Origin of the sequence: Spirosoma sp. SC4-14, assembly GCF_037201965.1 — a bacterium.
Taxonomy (GTDB): Bacteria; Bacteroidota; Bacteroidia; order Cytophagales; family Spirosomataceae; genus Spirosoma.
On the sequence record NZ_CP147518.1, the window covers coordinates 5,328,832 to 5,346,028 of the forward strand.

Sequence of the window (17,197 nt, forward strand, 5' to 3'; positions counted from 1 at the left end):
CTACACTGTCTATATCGGCATAATATATGCAAGGAACTAACTAAATCTGTTTTCTTCTGGTTGCTGCCCTGACCATCTGATGTTGGGCACGCCATCTTGCCCCCACTCATTCAAGTTATGAACGTTAAAATTTACTATCGTTTCGCTGCCACTTTCCTGCTCTTAAGTTGTCTGACCGCCTGTAGTAAACAGCCCGATGTGGTTGAGAAAGGCCCGCTCGACGATCAGCTCGAAACGGCCCTTAAGCAGGCTTCGTCGGGCGTGGGCACGCCCTATTTCCGTATGCCGCAAAGTACCGACTACGACCAGATTCCGCAAGACCCTAAAAACCCCATTACAGCCGACAAAGTAGCTCTGGGCCAATTGCTTTTTCACGAAACGGCTCTGTCGCAACACCCCAGCCAGCTTGTTAGTTTCGGAACGTATTCCTGCGCCAGTTGCCACCACGTGAAAGCTGGTTTTCAGGCCTGCCTGCCACAGGGTATTGGCGATGGCGGTGTGGGCTTTGGGCAAAATGGCGAAGCCCGTCAGCGAAATACGCTGTATGAAGATAGTCAGATTGATGTACAGCCCATACGGAGCCCATCGATCCTCAATATTGCCTACCAGACCAACATTGTCTGGAATGGTCAGTTCGGTGCTACAGGAGTAAATATTGGCACAGAATATGCCTGGACGGCCGGTACGCCTAAAGAGAAAAACAAACTTGGCTTTCAGGGTGTCGAAACCCAGGCCATTGCGGGTCAGGACGTGCATCGGCTCAATATGCGGGCAACGGCCTTTCAGGGAAATTCGATCTATAAGGCACTTTTTCAGAAAGCATTTAACGATTCGTGGACCAATGAAGCTCAGACCGCTATAAACGCCGGTTTGGCAATGGCGGCTTATGAGCGCACGCTTTTGCCCAACCGGGCACCGTTTCAGCGGTGGCTAAGCGGTGAGGTGGCCGCCATGACCGACGAGCAAAAACAGGGCGCCGTACTGTTTTTCGGGAAAGCCCAGTGCGTCCGGTGCCACACGGGTCCTGGGCTGAGCAGTATGCGCTTTTATGCGTTAGGTATGGCCGACCTTCAGAACGGAAGTTATGGCAACCACGCTGTTGTTCAGGCCGATCCGTCGAAAGTGGAGCACAAAGGCCGGGGAGGGTTCACGGGCCGAACCGAGGATATGTTTAAGTTTAAAGTACCACAGCTTTACAACATGAAAGATTCGCCTTTCTACGGACATGGGGCATCGTTTACCTCGCTGGACGAAGTGGTAGCTTATAAAAACGCAGCCGTGTCGCAGAATGGCAATGTACCGACTACTCAGTTGGCTACCGAATTTAAACCGTTGAACCTGACCGCCGACGAACAGAAACAACTGGTTTCATTTTTGAAAGATGCCCTCTACGATCCGGAATTGAACCGCTATATTCCCCGTTCGCTACCATCAGGACAGGCTTTTCCGGATAACGACGCCGTTAGCCGGAAAGATTTCGGATGGTAATAGCCTGGCAATAAAAATCGGTGCGCGGGTAGTGGCTCAGTATTTTTTCATAATCTTCACCAGCTTCCGACTTATCAGATCGTAGCCTTTATCCGATGGATGCAGACCATCGTAGGTCATGTCAATAGCATCGACCGGATAAGGGTATTCGTCGGTTTCGGGATTGAATGGAATATCGATAAACTTCGGATAGGCATAGTTGGTATACTGGCCGGTAGCCGGATCTTTCAGGCGTTTGTACTTCACCAGGTTCTTATGGTCGAGTTTTTTCAGGTGGTATAAATCAACTACCTGAAACTTCTCGTAGTGCCCAATGGAGTCGATAGCGTTGGCAAACGTTTCGAGATATTGGCCGTTTTTGGCCTTATACGACCCAAACGCATTGTTTTTCATGTTGGCTACATACACAAAATCGACCCGTTGCATGGGTGTGATCAGCAGGATTTTAGCGGCTGGATTCAGGCTCCGCAGCTTGTCGACGATGATCCGAAACGAGCCATAAACCGTGCCCGTTCCAGTGTTTTTTTCATAATCGGAGAAACGCCCCAGCGGGCGCCCGGCCCACCAGTCGTTCGTACCCAGAAACACGGAATAGACATCCGCTTTCGTTAAGCCCAGTTTATCGATCTGTTCGGCAATCCGTACGGCCGTCCAGCCATTATGCCCCTGATTAATGTAGTGGATGTATGGCAATTTCTCCACCACACGGGTCATATAGCCCTTCGTAATCCGGTTGTTGGTTTCATTCTGATGTTCGTTCAAATACGTAATGGAATCGCCCAGCGCGACCCAGGTAAGTTCTTTGTGGGTGGAAGCACTGATCAGACAAAGAAGGCTAAAGAGGATAATCCAACGTTTCATGAGGTTTTTAAAGCAAAAGAATGGCTAATTGCGGGCAACTGTTTACTCTACGAGGGCGCGATTGATTTTTACATTTTTGAGGATAAAACCGCTGACTACCTTTTTGTCTATAGCCGCGTTTTTGCTGTCGACCACGAAATTTTCGAACGTGAAATTAGAGAGTTTGTCATGTTCTGAAATGGCAACATCGAAGAACGTATCACAGCTAAGTTCAATATTTTTTAGACTTATGTGATCGGAATACGACAGCGGAACATCAGGACGCCCCTGCAAATCGAAAAACTGAGTCCAGGGCTTCACATACAGCAGGCTATGCGCCTGCCCTTTTATGTTTTCGAGACTGATGTACTCATACAGTTGGGGCGTATCGGGCCGCATCTTCAGCCACAACACCCGGCTGGCTTCGCTGACATGACAGTTTCGCATGATAATGTTTCGGTTATGAATGGCTTCGCTACCGCAGGTAAGCGCCGAATGGCAAAAGCCAAACTCACAGTTTTCGATAATGATGTTGGAGTTAGCCCCATTGTTGGGTACACGGTCGGCCCAGGGGCCTTTGCCACCTTTAAGCGCAATGGCATCATCATTGACCGACATGTAGCATCCTTTAATCAACACGTTTGTGCAGGCATCAATATCAATAGCATCGGTGCTGGGGGCTTTTACGGGTTTATAGGGCGAATAAATATGCGCATCCAGCACTTTCACATTATGGCACTGGTAATAATGACTGGTCCAGAAACCTGCATTGTGCAGGTTTACGTCCTGCACCTGTACGTTGTTGCATTTCCAGACAAATACGAGCCGGGGGCGTGAAACCTCCAGATTTGTGCAATTCGGATTTTCCCGGCGTCGTGCCCAGAATGCTTCCCAAAATCGCAATCCATTGCCATCAATCGTTCCTTTCCCCGAGATGGTAAACCCATCTACCTGATAGGCATTGACCAGTGCCGCAAAATAATCCAGACTCTGGCCTTCCATACGCGACGGCAACTTTGGGTAGTCGGCAATAGTATCAGACCCTTTCAAAACCGCGCCCTCTGCTACATATAAATGGGTTTTGGGCTTGAAAAATAAAGCACCACTTCTAAACGTCCCCTTCGGAATTACGACTACACCCCCACCCTTACTGGCTGCGAGGTCAATAGTCTTCTGAATAACGTTGGTTTGTACGAGTATACTGTCTTGCTTCGCCCCAAAATCGGTAATCACATACGTTTTTCCGAGTTGCGCAAGGTTTATTTTGGGAGATACAGTAAACCAACTACCAATTGAACTCCCATCGGGGAAAGTAGCCTTCGTCGTTTTCTGCGCAACAGTCTCTATGGCTGCAATAAGTATGCACACGAGAACGAAGCTTATTTTTCTCATTTTGAGCAGGTCGATCTGTAAAATTATCAGCATTAGAGCAGCAAGTTGCCCCCCTTTAGTGCGTTGTCCTTCCTGCACCTTCGGGTGGTTTTTAGTAAAGGCGATACAAGACAAATTATCCTGCTTACTTATCACTTGGGGTATGCAAAGTACATACGTGTGCAACTGTTCTTCGCCGTTTAAACGAATCTCCCATTTCAATTCGCCCCTTTCACTTAAATTGCTTTCACCCTCAACACCTTACCAAAATCTTTCCAAAATTCCCTTTCCATCGTTAGCCCCGAACCCGCGAGTTTTCCTATTTTTACAAAAGAACAAAATCCCGCAGGTCAGGAAAATCATCAAAATCCTGCGGAGCCACCCGTGCGGTTCAGACAGTTCAGACCTATGCAATTCTCACACCTCCACTGCCACACTCAATATTCGCTGCTCGATGGGCAGGCCGATATTAAAAAGCTGATCAAGAAAGCAAAAGGCGACAATATGCCTGCCGTAGCCATTACTGACCACGGCAATATGTTTGGCGTATTCGAGTTTGTGGCCGAAGCCAGCAAACAGGGTATCAAGCCCATTGTTGGGTGCGAATTTTACGTCGTAGAAGACCATACACGAAAGCAGTTTACCAAAGAGCAAAAAGACATTCGGTACCACCAGTTGCTACTGGCCAAAAACCCACAGGGCTATAAAAACCTGGCCAAGCTCTGTTCACTGGGCTATATGGAAGGGCTGTATGGCAAATATCCGCGAGTAACAAAAGCTCTGATCGACAAATACAAGGAAGGCCTGATAGCGACTACCTGCTGCATTGGGGCCATTGTGCCGAAAACAATCCTGAAAAAAGGCGAAGAAGCCGGCGAAATTGAGTTTAAATGGTGGCTCGACCGCTTTGGCGAAGACTATTACGTTGAGCTGCAGCGCCATGAGATTCCCGATCAGATTAAAGCAAACGAAGTGCTCGTTAAGTTTGCGCGGAAATATAATGTCAAAATTATAGCATCCAACGATTCACACTATGTCGACCGCGACGACTGGGTAGCCCACGACATTCTGCTCTGTGTGAATACGGGCGAGAAACAGAGTACGCCTTCGATGAAAGAATTCAGCGACGACGAGGTGATGCCCAAAAACACTCGTTTTGCGTTCTTCAGCGATCAGTTCTATTTCAAGAACACGCAGGAAATGAGCACTTTGTTTCACGACTTACCCGAAGCCATCGACAATACCAACGAAATTGTCGACAAGGTAGAAGTGCTGAAACTGAAACGTGATATTCTGCTGCCCAACTTTCCCATCCCGCAGGAGTTTCAACTCCATACCGACGATGTAGCCAACCAGTGGGAATACCTCAAGCATCTTACCTTTGAAGGAGCCAAAAAACGATGGGGCGAAATTGACCAGAAAGCCCAGGAACGCCTTGATTTTGAACTGTTCACCATCAAGACAATGGGATTTGCGGGCTACTTTCTCATTGTAGCCGATTTCATTAAGGCCGGGCGCGACCTGGGTGTGATGGTAGGCCCCGGACGGGGTAGTGCCGCTGGTAGTGCCGTGGCCTACTGCATTGGCATTACCAATATCGACCCTATTAAATACGATTTGCTGTTCGAGCGGTTCCTGAACCCCGACCGGAAATCGATGCCCGATATCGATACGGACTTCGACGACGAAGGCCGCCAACGGGTAATCGATTATGTGGTCGACAAATATGGCAAACAGCAGGTGGCAGCTATTGTCACGTATGGTACAATGGCTGCCAAATCGGCCATTAAAGACGTAAGCCGGGTGATGGATTTACCCCTGCCCGACGCCAACGCGCTGGCCAAACTCGTTCCCGACAAACCCACCTACAATATGACCCTCCGGCGGATCTTTGAAGATCCTATCGAAGGGCCTGGTGGCCTGGCCAGTATCATTCAGCCCGAAGAAGTCGAGAACGTTCGCCGAATGCGCGCCCTCGAATCAGGCGATCAGTCGGTAGGGCGAACCATGAAACTGATCGATACCGAAAAGGTACAGAACGTATTGCAACAGGCCCGACGGCTCGAAGGAACCGTTCGGAATACAGGGGTTCACGCAGCCGGTATCATTATTGCCCCCGACGATTTGTCGAACATCGTACCCGTGTCGACATCCAAAGATACGAACCTGATTATCACGCAGTATGAAGGAAAAGTAATCGAAGATGCGGGTGTTATCAAGATGGACTTTCTGGGGCTGCGCAACCTCACCATCATCAAGGAATGCCTGCGGCTCATTAAACAGAACTATGGCGGTTTCTTTGTCAATGGCGTTGAAACGGATATTGACGATATTCCCCTCGACGATCCCAAAGCCTACGAACTCTTCCAGCGGGGCGAAACCAACGCCATTTTTCAGTTCGAATCCGACGGTATGAAAAAGCATATGAAGGACCTCAAGCCCGACCGCTTCGAGGACCTCATTGCCATGAACGCCCTTTACCGCCCGGGGCCAATTGCCTACATTCCAAACTACATTGCCCGAAAACACGGGCGCGAGGAAGTCAAATATGACCTTCCCGAAATGGAGGAATATCTGGCAGATACGTACGGCATTACGGTTTATCAGGAGCAGTTAATGCTGCTGTCGCAGAAACTTGGCAACTTCACCAAAGGAGATGCCGACATTCTGCGGAAAGCCATGGGGAAAAAGCAGAAGGATGTGCTCGACAAGATGAAAGGTAAGTTTATGGACGGCTGTGCAGCCAATGGACTCAACCTGAAAATCTGCGAAAAGGTCTGGACCGACTGGGAAGCTTTTGCGTCCTATGCCTTCAACAAATCGCACTCAACCTGCTATGCGTTTGTTGCTTACCAGACCGCCTACCTCAAAACCTATTATCAGTCAGAATACATGGCAGCCGTATTAACAAGCTGCCTGGGTAACATCGACAAGATTACGTTCTTCCTCGAAGAGTGTAAAAACCTTGGCATTCCCGTGCTTGGTCCTGACGTAAATGAATCGGAGCGGGTATTCGGTGTCAATAAAAAAGGTGAAATTCGGTTTGGGCTGGGTGGCATTAAAGGTGCGGGCGATGCTGCCGTAGAAGCCATCATTGAAGAACGGAACGCAGGGGGAGCCTATAAGGATATTTTCGATTTTGCCATTCGGGTAAATTTACGCACAGTGAATAAAAAAACCCTCGAATCGCTGGCCTATGCCGGTGCTTTCGATGCGCTGGACGAATATCACCGGGCGCAGTATTTTGACATACCGCAGACCGAAACCAGCGCGTTTTTGGAGAAAATTATTCGCTACGCCAACAACTACCACGCCGAAAAAGCCGCTGCCCAACAATCCTTATTTGGGTCTATTACGGGCGGAGAACCCATGTTACCGCGCCCTAAGCCCCCAATCGTGCCCGAATGGAATCAGATCGAAAAACTGAAGTTTGAAAAAGATGTTGTTGGTTTCTACATCACAGGACACCCACTGGACGAATTCAAACTCGAACTGGAAGGATTCTGCAACTGTACGCTCGACAAGATTTACGAAGTCAAAACACCTGAAATCAAGGTGGCAGGTATCGTAACGTCACTACAGACCAAGATTGCTAAAAACGGAAATCCCTTCTGTATTTTCAAAATCGAAGATTACAGCACCGCCATCGAAATGGCCCTCTTTGGCGACGATTATGTGCGAATGGGTCAGTATGTCGACGTGGGTCGTTTTCTTCACATTACGGGCAAAACGCAAAACCGCTGGAATTCCGATCAACTGGAATTTAAACCGACAAACATTCGTCTGCTAAACGAAATGCGCGAAAAGTTCTGCAAAGAAGTTCGGGTATCGCTCATGCTGGATGTGTTAAATGCGCAACTCATCAACCAAATTAACGAACTGATCAATGCCCACCCCGGTACCTGCACCTTGTCGTTAAATGTCGTTGATCCGATCGAACGGATTGAGGTGAGCCTACAGGCGCGAACGGTGAAGGTATTCCCAGCCAACACGTTCCTGCGAGCTCTGGAAGCGATGGATGGCGTCACATGTAAGGTGGCGTAGGGTTACTTACAATCGGTTTTATTCAAGACATATTCGTAACCCCTGGCTGGTTCTTTCAAAACCCAGATACCCTGCTTCTGAACCCGTTCGCCTTCGCGCCACACGATAGCATCGCCTTTCAGCGTAAAGGTTATAGCGTATCGTTCTGTAATGCCTTCGCCTGATCGACTCCAGGTAGCCCGAATCTGATTACCTGCTACCGTACCTTCGATCGGGCCGCGAGCCCGATCTTTTTCGTAAGGGTTATTATCTAAATACCCCGAAGCCGTCGGCCCGTCGATCTTCAATTGGAGCGTTGTAGTGTCGCGTTTCAGGATTTGCTGAAAGCAAAGCGTATCTGGCTTTATAGCAACCTCCCCAGGTTGACTATTCGCTTTTTCTGACTCAGTAGACGAGTTTTTCTGGCAGCTAACCAGTATCATAAGGCTACAGAACAGCAATAAAGTGCGCATAAGCAGGACTGTGTTGATTACTCCATAACTAACAACCCGATACATGGTTTAGCGATCAGGCAGAAGATGCTTTCACCTTTTTTTAATCGAATCTGCAATAAATATTGGTGAAACGATGTGAACAAAACCCATAAACAGTCGTTCATTTGCAGAACGGATCAAAAACGTTTAGCTTCTTTTTTATCCAGAATAAACTACCAATCCCTTATGAATCTCACTCAACTACTACCCAACGGACGCCCGTGGGGCTTACTATCAGCACTGCTGCTGCTTCTAACACTTACTTTTTCTTCCTGTAAAAAAAACGATGACAACACACCCATTCCGCCAACCATCAACGATCTGATCAGCAATGGCAATGTGATCAATAATCAGTTTACGCTCTTCAAAAAAGCTATTTCGCTGGCCGGGTTAAGCGGTGCTCTGAGTCAGCCGGGTACATACACCGTTTTTGCTCCAACCGACGATGCCTTTAAGCTACTCGGACCAGCTTATGCCGATACAAATGCCTTAAAGCAAATCAGCCAGCTACAGTTACAGGCAGTTCTTCAGTATCACATTCTGGGGGCAAAAACAGAATCTTCAGCGATTCCGACAGCACTCCTTACGCCTGTTCAGGCACTGAACGGCTTACCGCTCTACATCTCTAAAGTGGCTTCGTCGTCGACCTCAAGCGCAATTTCTGTGAATGGTGCCCATATCGTAAGGGCCGATGTACAAGCCAGTAACGGCGTCGTTCATGTGATCGACCGGGTGCTTATTCCGCCTGTTCTGGGCGATCTGGCCAGTACAATTCAGGGCATTCCGACCCTATTCCCTACGGTTTCCTTTACGTTTTTGCAGGCAGCCGTAGCAAAAGTCGGCGCGGTAAGTTCGCTGACAGGCACAACTCCGATGACCGTTTTTGCGCCCACAGATGTAGCCTTTATGGCATCTGGCTATAAAGACGTAAGCGAGATAGCTGGTTTATCGTTACCCGCCGATTCCGCTAAAATAAAAGCCCTGGCTCAAACTCTCCAGTACCATATTGTTCCCGGCCGGGTCTTTACACCACTCATTACCAGCGGATCGAGTTTAACAACGGCCCTGGGCACAACCATCACCTATGCAAGTAGCACAACGGCGCTAACAGTTACGGGCACCGGCAATGGTGGTACAGCCTCCAATATAACCTTCCCTGATATTCCAGCCACGAATGGCGTCGTCAACATCATCGATCGATTGCTATTGCCGAAATAAATGGTGATTAGTTAGTAGTCGCCCGCGCTTATATCACAGATGCTGGAGGTTTGTGTCTACGACACGGATGACTAATGACCAACTCGTTACTCAAGCCGTTCCCTGGCCGGGAACGGCTTCTTTTTTAGCACGATTCCAGACTACTGAAGAGGAATCAAAACCCTGTTGGGGCTGTTATGTTTATAAGCATAAATCCAGATTAGTCTTAATTTGTCATGGCGAAAACGCGGGATTTTCCGCAAGACTTTCGACCTTTGGCGCATTGACCTGTGACCTGTATCGAATGGCCCAACCACAAAAAAAACTCTTTCTGTTAGATGCGCTGGCCCTGATCTACCGCGCCCATTTTGCATTTAACAAATCTCCCCGGATCTCATCGCGTGGGGTAAATACCTCCGCCATTTTTGGCTTTATGAATTCGATGATTGAGGTCCTGAACAAAGAAAAACCCACGCACATTGGGGTAGCGTTCGACTCAGCAAAAAAAACGTTTCGGCACGAACAGTTCCCGATGTATAAGGCCACACGCCAGTCGCAACCCGAAGACATAAGCATAGCCACGCCTTACATTAAACAAATTATTGAGGCTATGCACATCCCGATTTTGATTCTGGAAGGCTACGAAGCCGACGACATTATTGGAACTATTGCCAAAAAAGCAGCACTGGCCGATTTTGAGGTGTATATGATGACCCCCGATAAAGATTACGGGCAACTGGTTGAAGAGCATATTCATATCTATAAGCCCGCCTTTATGGGCAAACCAGCCGAAAAGCAGGGTATCAAAGAAGTACTGGAGCGCTGGCAGATCGAACGCATCGAACAAGTGACTGATATGCTCGGTCTGGTTGGCGATTCGGTCGATAACATTCCGGGAATCCCGGGCGTTGGCGAAAAAACGGCCCAAAAACTCATTGCCGACTTTGGTTCGGTCGAAAACCTGATTGCCAATGCCGACCAGCTAAAGGGCAAACTGAAAGAAAACGTCGTTAACTACGGCCAGCAAGGTCTGCTGTCGAAACAACTGGCCACTATTCATCTCGACGTTCCGGTCGCTTTCGACGAAGAGCACCTGCGCCATAGTGAATACGACAAGCCCCGGCTGGCAGCATTGCTCGACGAGCTGGAATTCCGGCAGATGAAAACCCGCCTGCTGGGAGCCAATTACGACGAAAAGCCATTGCCCGAAGCCTTCAAAACGCCCGCATCGGCCCAAATGAATCTGTTCGATGCTCCGGCGTTTTTGCCAATGCCTGATACTCCATCAGGAAGCGATGAGTTACCATTCGATTTTTCGAGTAATGTAGAGACGCAACCCATTGCGTCTCCTATTCGTCAGCAAAAAACACCAGTCAAAGCCCCTACCGCATCGGCAACAGCAGCCACACCGAATGGCGTAACCGATGCAGTATCGATTGAAGGTAACGAGCAGAAACCCAGTGCCGACGATCAGCCCGCTTATCTCGACGTTTATCCTGATTATGAGATTGATCCTACGCAGCCCGAGCGACGAAAGAATATCATGTCGGTAAAACACGATTACCGACTGATCGATACAGACGAATTGCGGGCCAGCCTGGTTCATTACCTAAGTCTTCAGGAGAGCATTTGCTTCGACTCCGAAACCACCGCTATTGACCCGGTTGAAGCCGATCTGGTCGGAATGTCGTTTGCCTACCGCACGGGCGAAGCGTTCTATGTGCCCGTTCCTGACAATGGCGATCAGGCACAGGCCATTGTTGATCAGTTTAAACCAGTATTCGAAAACCCAAACATCGGCAAAATTGGTCAGAACCTTAAGTATGACCTGCTGATGCTGAAAAAATATGGCGTTGAAGTACAGGGAAAACTCTTCGACACCATGATTGCTCACTATCTGATTGAGCCCGAAATGCGGCACAACATGGACATGATGGCCATGACGTATCTGAACTACCATCCGGTCGAAATCGAAGAGCTGATTGGAAAGAAAGGCAAGGGGCAATTGTCGATGCGCGATGTGGATGTGCAAAAGGTTGTGGAGTATGCGGGCGAAGACGCCGACATTACGCTGCAACTGAAAGAAACCTTTGCGCCCCGGCTCGAAAAAGATAACCTCCATAAGCTATTCGATCAGGTCGAAATGCCACTCGTTCGGGTGCTAACCGATCTGGAGCTGGAAGGCGTTACGATCGATACCAATGCCCTGGCCGACCTGTCGGCCACGCTGGAAATTGATATGCGGCAGGTGCAGCAGGAGATCTACGACATCGCCGGTGAACCATTTAACATTGGGTCGCCGAAACAATTAGGCGAAGTGCTGTTCGATAAACTGAAACTCGATAAAAACGCCAAAAAGACCAAAACCGGCCAGTATGCAACAGGCGAAGAGATCCTGTCGAAACTGGAAGCCGAACACGAAATTGCCCGTAAAATTCTGGACTATCGCGAACTGGTCAAGCTCAAAAATACCTATGTCGATGTGCTGCCAACGCTGATCAGCAAACGAACCGGACGAATTCATACCTCATTTAATCAGGCTGTGGCCGCAACCGGACGCCTATCGTCGGTGAACCCTAACCTGCAAAACATTCCGATTCGCACACCACGCGGTCAGGAAATTCGGAAGGCGTTTGTGCCACGTGGGCCGGAGTTTCTGATCATGTCGGCCGACTATTCGCAGATCGAACTACGAATTATGGCTGCTTTCAGTGGCGACCAGACCATGCTTGATGCCTTTAACAACGGCGTCGACATTCATACACAAACAGCCAGCAAGGTCTTCCGTGTGCCCATCAGCGAGGTTACGAGCGATATGCGCCGGAAAGCCAAAACAATCAACTTCGGTATCATCTACGGCATTTCATCCTTTGGCTTGTCGCAGCGGCTGAAGATTCCGCGTAAAGAAGCCGCTCAAATCATCGACGACTACTTTACCGAATTCCCGGCCATAAAAGGGTTTATCGATCAAAGCATTGAAAAAGCCCGTGGCTTTGGCTATGCCGAAACCATTCTGGGGCGTCGTCGGTATCTGCGCGACATCAACTCCCGCAACCAGACCGATCGGATGTTTGCCGAGCGCAACGCCGTCAACGCACCCATTCAGGGCAGTGCAGCCGATATGCTTAAGATTGCCATGATTCGTATCCACGATTTCATGCAGGCCGAACGGCTCAAATCGAAGATGATCCTGACCGTTCATGACGAACTGGTATTTGATGCTCACCGCTCCGAAATTGATCTGCTGCGCGAACGCGTCGACGACATCATGAAGAACGCCATTCCCATGGCCGTTCGGATGGAAACCGGCATTGGTGTTGGCGAAAACTGGCTGCTGGCGCACTGACAAGATGATTGAGCCTGACTGGATCAAAGCGTGAATACAGGCACAAACGTATCTGTATTCAGCCCACGCTGACAAAGAACGATTGGCTGATAATCTGACACTTACCGAAGTGGAAGAGGCAATACAGCATGGAATTATCCTTGAGCAGTATGCGGATACAGGCAGAGGGGCATGTTGTCTGGTCGCTGGTTTTACATCAGAAGGAAAGCCCATTCATATCGTGATTGGCAGAAAGGCGGAACAGGTCGTTATTATAACTGTTTATATCCCAACTCCACCTAAATTTATAACACCACTTAAACGCAATCGATCATGACAGATAAATGTAGCTTTTGTGGCAATGAGGAATTTAAGCATGTATCGACGCAGTATATCTACCAGCGTAATGGTTTGCTGATGGTCGTTGATGAGGTACCAACACAGGTTTGTACGTATTGTGGAGAAAAATATTACGACATAAAAACATTAAAGCAGATAGAAAACCGGTTCGAAGCGATTTATCAGGATGGCCAAATGCCTACCAAACAGGTTTCTATTCCTCTCGAGAGCTGGAATGTTCTAAATCAGGCCAGTTAATGGCCGTTCGGATGGAAACCGGCATTGGAGTTGGCGAAAACTGGCTGCTGGCGCACTAAACGGTGAGCTATAGTTGAGCGAATTCCGGCCCCGAACCGGAATTCGCTCGTATCAATACATTGTACCCTTATTCCATTATTAACTCAATTCGGCCACAGGCGCAAGCTCGGCCTGCGTTTCTGGCTGGGGGGCTATAGCAGCCATATCAAGTACGACCCGTCCATCTATTTTGCCTTCGGTCATCTCGGCAAGAACCTGATTGATGTTTTCAAGCCGGTCGGTTCGATAGTGTACTTTTACCTTTCCACTGGCAGCAAACTCCAGACTCTCGACCAAATCCTGCCGAGTTCCGACAATAGACCCACGGACTGTTTTTCGGGTCAGAACCATATCAAAGATATTCAGGTCAAAATCGCCGGGCGGTAATCCAACAAGGGCAATAGTTCCATGACGACGTAGCATACCTACTCCCTGCGCAAAAGCCGGCCGGGAAACCGCCGTAACCAAAACGCCATGTGCGCCTTTAATCTGTTTCTGAATCACGGCAACCGGATCATCTACTGCCGCGTTAACAACCAACTCCGCTCCTACCTGCCGGGCCAGTCTGAGCTTATCGTCCTGAATATCAACAGCAGCTACCCGCATACCCATTGCTTTAGCGTACTGCACGGCCAGATGTCCCAGCCCGCCAATACCCGAAATAACAACCCATTGCCCTGGCTTCACTTCGGTTTCTTTCAGCCCTTTATAGACGGTAACACCAGCACAAAGAATAGGGGCCGCTTCCAGAAACGACAGCGAATCGGGAATGCGACCTACGTAGTTGGGATCGGCTAAAACATACTCAGCATAACTACCATGTACAGAATAGCCCGTATTCTGCTGACTCTCGCATAAGGTTTCCCAGCCAGTAAAGCAGTGCTCGCAATGACCACAGGCCGAATAAAGCCAGGGAACACCCACCCGATCTCCAACTTCAACTTCGGTTACGCCTTCTCCTTTAGCCACAACGGTGCCTACGCCCTCGTGCCCCGGAATCAGTGGCAGCGTTGCCTTTACGGGCCAATCGCCATTGATAGCGTGTAAGTCGGTATGGCAAACTCCGCAGGCCGCCACTTTGATTAATACCCGCCCCGGCGTAACGGCAGGAACCTGAACCTGTTCAATCTGTAGAGGCTGACCATAGGCTCTTGCAACAGCCGCTTTCATCATTGTTGGGATCATAACTTGAAAGGGTTGATTAAGTAGGATTGTAAAGAAAGTTTGCTCTGATTGGTAGGATGCCTAAATCAGTGAAACAAAAGTAGGTTTGGCCACCTCGCAGACATATGATGAGAATCAGGGAAAGATAAAACCTTGGTCAGTCATGGCTCTGCATGTATCATTGGTATGCCTTGATGTAGTCCACTCAAACAGTCAATTGCATCTACGCATCAATAAATTAGAACATTCGCAGAAGCGGGAACAATTTTGTATTTTTTCTATTTGAGCAACTGTATAATCACCATAAAAGGATGATTATTGTGAATTTTTCAAGATAAAATTCGCACGCTGTTAACAATAGAAAGCTGCAAAAATGAAAAGAAGTTTGTTGCCTCTCACCATCGGAGGCTTCGGGATTGGAATGACCGAATTTGTGATGATGGGTATTCTGCCAGACATTGCCAACACCTTACATATCACCATCCCCGTTGCCGGTCACCTCATCTCTTCCTATGCCCTGGGCGTAGTACTGGGCGCTCCGTTGCTGGTTGGCATTGCGGGGAATTATCCGCCCAAAAAGATTCTGCTGGGCCTGATGGCGCTCTTTACGTTTTGTAATGCACTGTCGTCTTTTGCGCCCAACTACCAAATCATGATGATTACGCGTTTGTTGTCGGGCTTGCCACATGGTGCTTTTTTTGGCGTTGGTGCCGTAGTAGCCAGCCGCTTAGCAAGACGGGGAAAAGAAGCGCAGGCTATTTCGATGATGTTTGCCGGGCTGACCATTGCCAATATCATCGGGGTTCCGCTCGGAACCTACATTGGTCATTCGATGAGCTGGCGGCTGACGTTTGTTATCATTGCCGCTGTCGGGCTGATCACAATGGCCAGCATTCAGAAATTGCTTCCCGATCTGCCGGTTGTGGGTGAGTCGAATCTTCGTAAAGACCTGAAACTCTTTACGCACGTTGAACCCTGGCTGATTTTGGGAATCACAGCTATCGGTACCGGCGGTTTGTTTGCCTGGTTCAGCTACATTGCGCCCCTCCTAACCGAAGTAGCCCATTTCGGCAGTGACCAAATCACCTGGATTCTGGTGCTGGCCGGGTTAGGCATGGCCGTCGGTAACCTGATTGCCGGACGTATGGCCGACTTTATTTCACCCATCAAAGCAACAGCACTGTTTCTGTTGCTGATGGTTATCTGCCTGATCACGGTTTACTTTGTCGCTCCGTTTAAAGTGCCGCTACTCATCATGACCTTCATTACGGGAGCCATTGCGTTTTCGCTGGGCGCTCCTATTCAGATTCTGATGATTCGGGCCTCCAACGGCTCCGAAATGCTGGCATCATCGGTTAGTCAGGCCGGATTTAATATCGGCAATGCCATAGGTGCCTATCTGGGCGGTTTGCCCATTGCGGCCGGTTTTGGCTATACCTCACCCGAATGGATTGGTGCCATGCTGGCATTCAGCGGTTTTGCACTGGCCATTATGGTATACTTCCGGCAAAAGAGCGCCGACTCCTACGAGCTGGCAACCAGTCATTAAGCCCTACCGGTCTCACAATATTTTGCCTGGCCTATGAACGGATTCTGTAATTTGACGCAGAATCCGTTTTTGTATGTAGCCAAATTTCCACATGAGCTTTTTAGGGATTTTATTCGTTCTGCTAGCTATTGTCATCTACCTGTCTATCGTTATTGTGCAGCAGGGTACGGTAGCCGTTATCACCGTTTTTGGTAAGTATTCCCGCGTGCTGGGTCCGGGATTAAATTTTAAAATCCCATTCATCGAAGTCATCTACCGACGCATATCGATCCAGAACCGCTCCGTCGAGCTGGCGTTTCAGGCCATTACGGCCGATCAGGCCAACGTAAACTTCAAGGCCATGCTGGTGTATTCGGTATTGAATCAGGGCGAAGAAACAATCAAGAATGTAGCGTTTAAGTTTATCGATGAAGCGTCGTTCATGCAGGCACTGATTCGTACCATCGAAGGCTCAATCCGTAGCTTTGTGGCAACCAAACGCCAGTCCGAGATTCTGGCACTCCGCTCCGAAATTATCGAACACGTAAAGTCGCAGCTCGACACGCTGCTCGAAAGCTGGGGCTATCACCTCACCGATCTGCAATTGAACGATATCGCTTTCGATGAAGTCATTATGCGGTCGATGGCACAGGTAGTGGCCTCATCGAACCTGCGGGCGGCTGCCGAAAACGAAGGCCAGGCACTGCTGATCACCAAAACGAAAGCCGCCGAAGCCGAAGGGAATGCGATCAAAATATCGGCCGAAGCCGAAAAAACGGCGTCGCAACTGCGCGGTCAGGGCGTTGCGCTCTTCCGCGAAGAAGTTGCCAAAGGCATGGCCGAGTCGGCCCGAGTAATGAATGAAGCCAATCTGGATGCCTCACTGATTCTGTTTTCGATCTGGACAGAAGCCATTAAACACTTTGCCGAAAATGGAAAAGGCAATGTTATTTTCCTGGATGGCTCGACTGAATCCATGGAAAAAACTATGCGGCAGGTGCTGGCTATCGAAAAAATGAACGGCAGTAACGGGACCGGACCAATCATTACCCCATCGGCGATGTAATTTCTGTTTGTCCACAAAGACACAGAGGTTTTCCGGCTCTATGGCAACAGTTCTCCATTTAAGCA

At 49.0% G+C, this 17,197-nt stretch carries 11 protein-coding genes; 7 read left to right on the top strand and 4 right to left on the bottom strand.

All coding sequences use genetic code 11. The annotated features are described in order from the left end of the window. Positions 1 to 117: 117 nt before the first annotated feature. Positions 118 to 1,488, top strand: coding sequence for a cytochrome c peroxidase (locus WBJ53_RS21765; RefSeq protein ID WP_338870063.1), 1,371 nt, complete (start codon positions 118 to 120; stop codon positions 1,486 to 1,488). Positions 1,489 to 1,524: 36 nt separating this feature from the next. On the opposite strand, the gene WBJ53_RS21770 is transcribed toward WBJ53_RS21765, so the two are convergent. Both WBJ53_RS21770 and WBJ53_RS21775 read right to left on the bottom strand, forming a co-directional pair. Beyond that, the gene (locus tag WBJ53_RS21770) at positions 1,525 to 2,349 is read right to left on the bottom strand and encodes an SGNH/GDSL hydrolase family protein (protein ID WP_338870065.1); all 825 of its coding nucleotides are present in this window, start codon (positions 2,347 to 2,349) and stop codon (positions 1,525 to 1,527) included. A gap of 42 nt (positions 2,350 to 2,391) precedes the next feature. Beyond that, positions 2,392 to 3,720 (bottom strand): glycosyl hydrolase family 28 protein, encoded by a 1,329-nt coding sequence (locus tag WBJ53_RS21775; protein WP_338877216.1) that lies wholly within the window; start codon positions 3,718 to 3,720, stop codon positions 2,392 to 2,394. A 387-nt stretch (positions 3,721 to 4,107) separates the two neighbouring features. On the opposite strand from WBJ53_RS21775, the gene dnaE reads away from it, so the two are divergent. Next, positions 4,108 to 7,743 (top strand): DNA polymerase III subunit alpha, encoded by a 3,636-nt coding sequence (gene dnaE / locus WBJ53_RS21780; protein WP_338870067.1) that lies wholly within the window; start codon positions 4,108 to 4,110, stop codon positions 7,741 to 7,743. 2 nt (positions 7,744 to 7,745) lie between these two features. Here dnaE and WBJ53_RS21785 read toward each other — a convergent pair whose 3' ends face one another. Continuing rightward, positions 7,746 to 8,195 (bottom strand): hypothetical protein, encoded by a 450-nt coding sequence (locus WBJ53_RS21785; protein WP_338870069.1) that lies wholly within the window; start codon positions 8,193 to 8,195, stop codon positions 7,746 to 7,748. Positions 8,196 to 8,402: 207 nt separating this feature from the next. Here WBJ53_RS21785 and WBJ53_RS21790 point away from each other — a divergent pair, with 207 nt between their 5' ends. From WBJ53_RS21790 to WBJ53_RS21800, 3 genes are all read left to right on the top strand, one after another. Beyond that, entirely contained in the window at positions 8,403 to 9,434 is a 1,032-nt protein-coding gene (locus WBJ53_RS21790) for a fasciclin domain-containing protein (RefSeq protein ID WP_338870071.1), read from the top strand. Between the two features lie 283 nt (positions 9,435 to 9,717). After that, positions 9,718 to 12,759 (top strand): DNA polymerase I, encoded by a 3,042-nt coding sequence (gene polA / locus WBJ53_RS21795; RefSeq protein ID WP_338870073.1) that lies wholly within the window; start codon positions 9,718 to 9,720, stop codon positions 12,757 to 12,759. Between the two features lie 312 nt (positions 12,760 to 13,071). Beyond that, positions 13,072 to 13,335 carry a type II toxin-antitoxin system MqsA family antitoxin gene (locus WBJ53_RS21800; RefSeq protein ID WP_338870076.1) on the top strand — a complete coding sequence of 88 codons (264 nt, stop codon included), beginning with the start codon at positions 13,072 to 13,074 and terminating at the stop codon, positions 13,333 to 13,335. Positions 13,336 to 13,473: 138 nt separating this feature from the next. Here the strand turns inward: WBJ53_RS21800 and adhP are convergent, their stop codons facing one another. Further along, entirely contained in the window at positions 13,474 to 14,559 is a 1,086-nt protein-coding gene (gene adhP / locus WBJ53_RS21805) for an alcohol dehydrogenase AdhP (RefSeq protein WP_338870078.1), read from the bottom strand. A gap of 352 nt (positions 14,560 to 14,911) precedes the next feature. On the opposite strand from adhP, the gene WBJ53_RS21810 reads away from it, so the two are divergent. Both WBJ53_RS21810 and WBJ53_RS21815 read left to right on the top strand, forming a co-directional pair. After that, positions 14,912 to 16,087: an MFS transporter gene (locus WBJ53_RS21810; protein ID WP_338870080.1), complete on the top strand. Its 1,176-nt coding sequence runs from the start codon at positions 14,912 to 14,914 to the stop codon at positions 16,085 to 16,087. 91 nt (positions 16,088 to 16,178) lie between these two features. After that, positions 16,179 to 17,132 carry an SPFH domain-containing protein gene (locus WBJ53_RS21815; RefSeq protein WP_338870082.1) on the top strand — a complete coding sequence of 318 codons (954 nt, stop codon included), beginning with the start codon at positions 16,179 to 16,181 and terminating at the stop codon, positions 17,130 to 17,132. The last annotated feature ends 65 nt before the right edge of the window (positions 17,133 to 17,197 follow it).

Coding starts and splice junctions, on each gene's coding strand:
- WBJ53_RS21765 (WP_338870063.1), top strand. CDS start 118: ATGAACGTTAAAATTTACTATCGTTTCGCTGCCACTTTCCTGCTCTTA.
- WBJ53_RS21770 (WP_338870065.1), bottom strand. CDS start 2,349: ATGAAACGTTGGATTATCCTCTTTAGCCTTCTTTGTCTGATCAGTGCT.
- WBJ53_RS21775 (WP_338877216.1), bottom strand. CDS start 3,720: ATGAGAAAAATAAGCTTCGTTCTCGTGTGCATACTTATTGCAGCCATA.
- dnaE (WP_338870067.1), top strand. CDS start 4,108: ATGCAATTCTCACACCTCCACTGCCACACTCAATATTCGCTGCTCGAT.
- WBJ53_RS21785 (WP_338870069.1), bottom strand. CDS start 8,195: ATGCGCACTTTATTGCTGTTCTGTAGCCTTATGATACTGGTTAGCTGC.
- WBJ53_RS21790 (WP_338870071.1), top strand. CDS start 8,403: ATGAATCTCACTCAACTACTACCCAACGGACGCCCGTGGGGCTTACTA.
- polA (WP_338870073.1), top strand. CDS start 9,718: ATGGCCCAACCACAAAAAAAACTCTTTCTGTTAGATGCGCTGGCCCTG.
- WBJ53_RS21800 (WP_338870076.1), top strand. CDS start 13,072: ATGACAGATAAATGTAGCTTTTGTGGCAATGAGGAATTTAAGCATGTA.
- adhP (WP_338870078.1), bottom strand. CDS start 14,559: ATGATCCCAACAATGATGAAAGCGGCTGTTGCAAGAGCCTATGGTCAG.
- WBJ53_RS21810 (WP_338870080.1), top strand. CDS start 14,912: ATGAAAAGAAGTTTGTTGCCTCTCACCATCGGAGGCTTCGGGATTGGA.
- WBJ53_RS21815 (WP_338870082.1), top strand. CDS start 16,179: ATGAGCTTTTTAGGGATTTTATTCGTTCTGCTAGCTATTGTCATCTAC.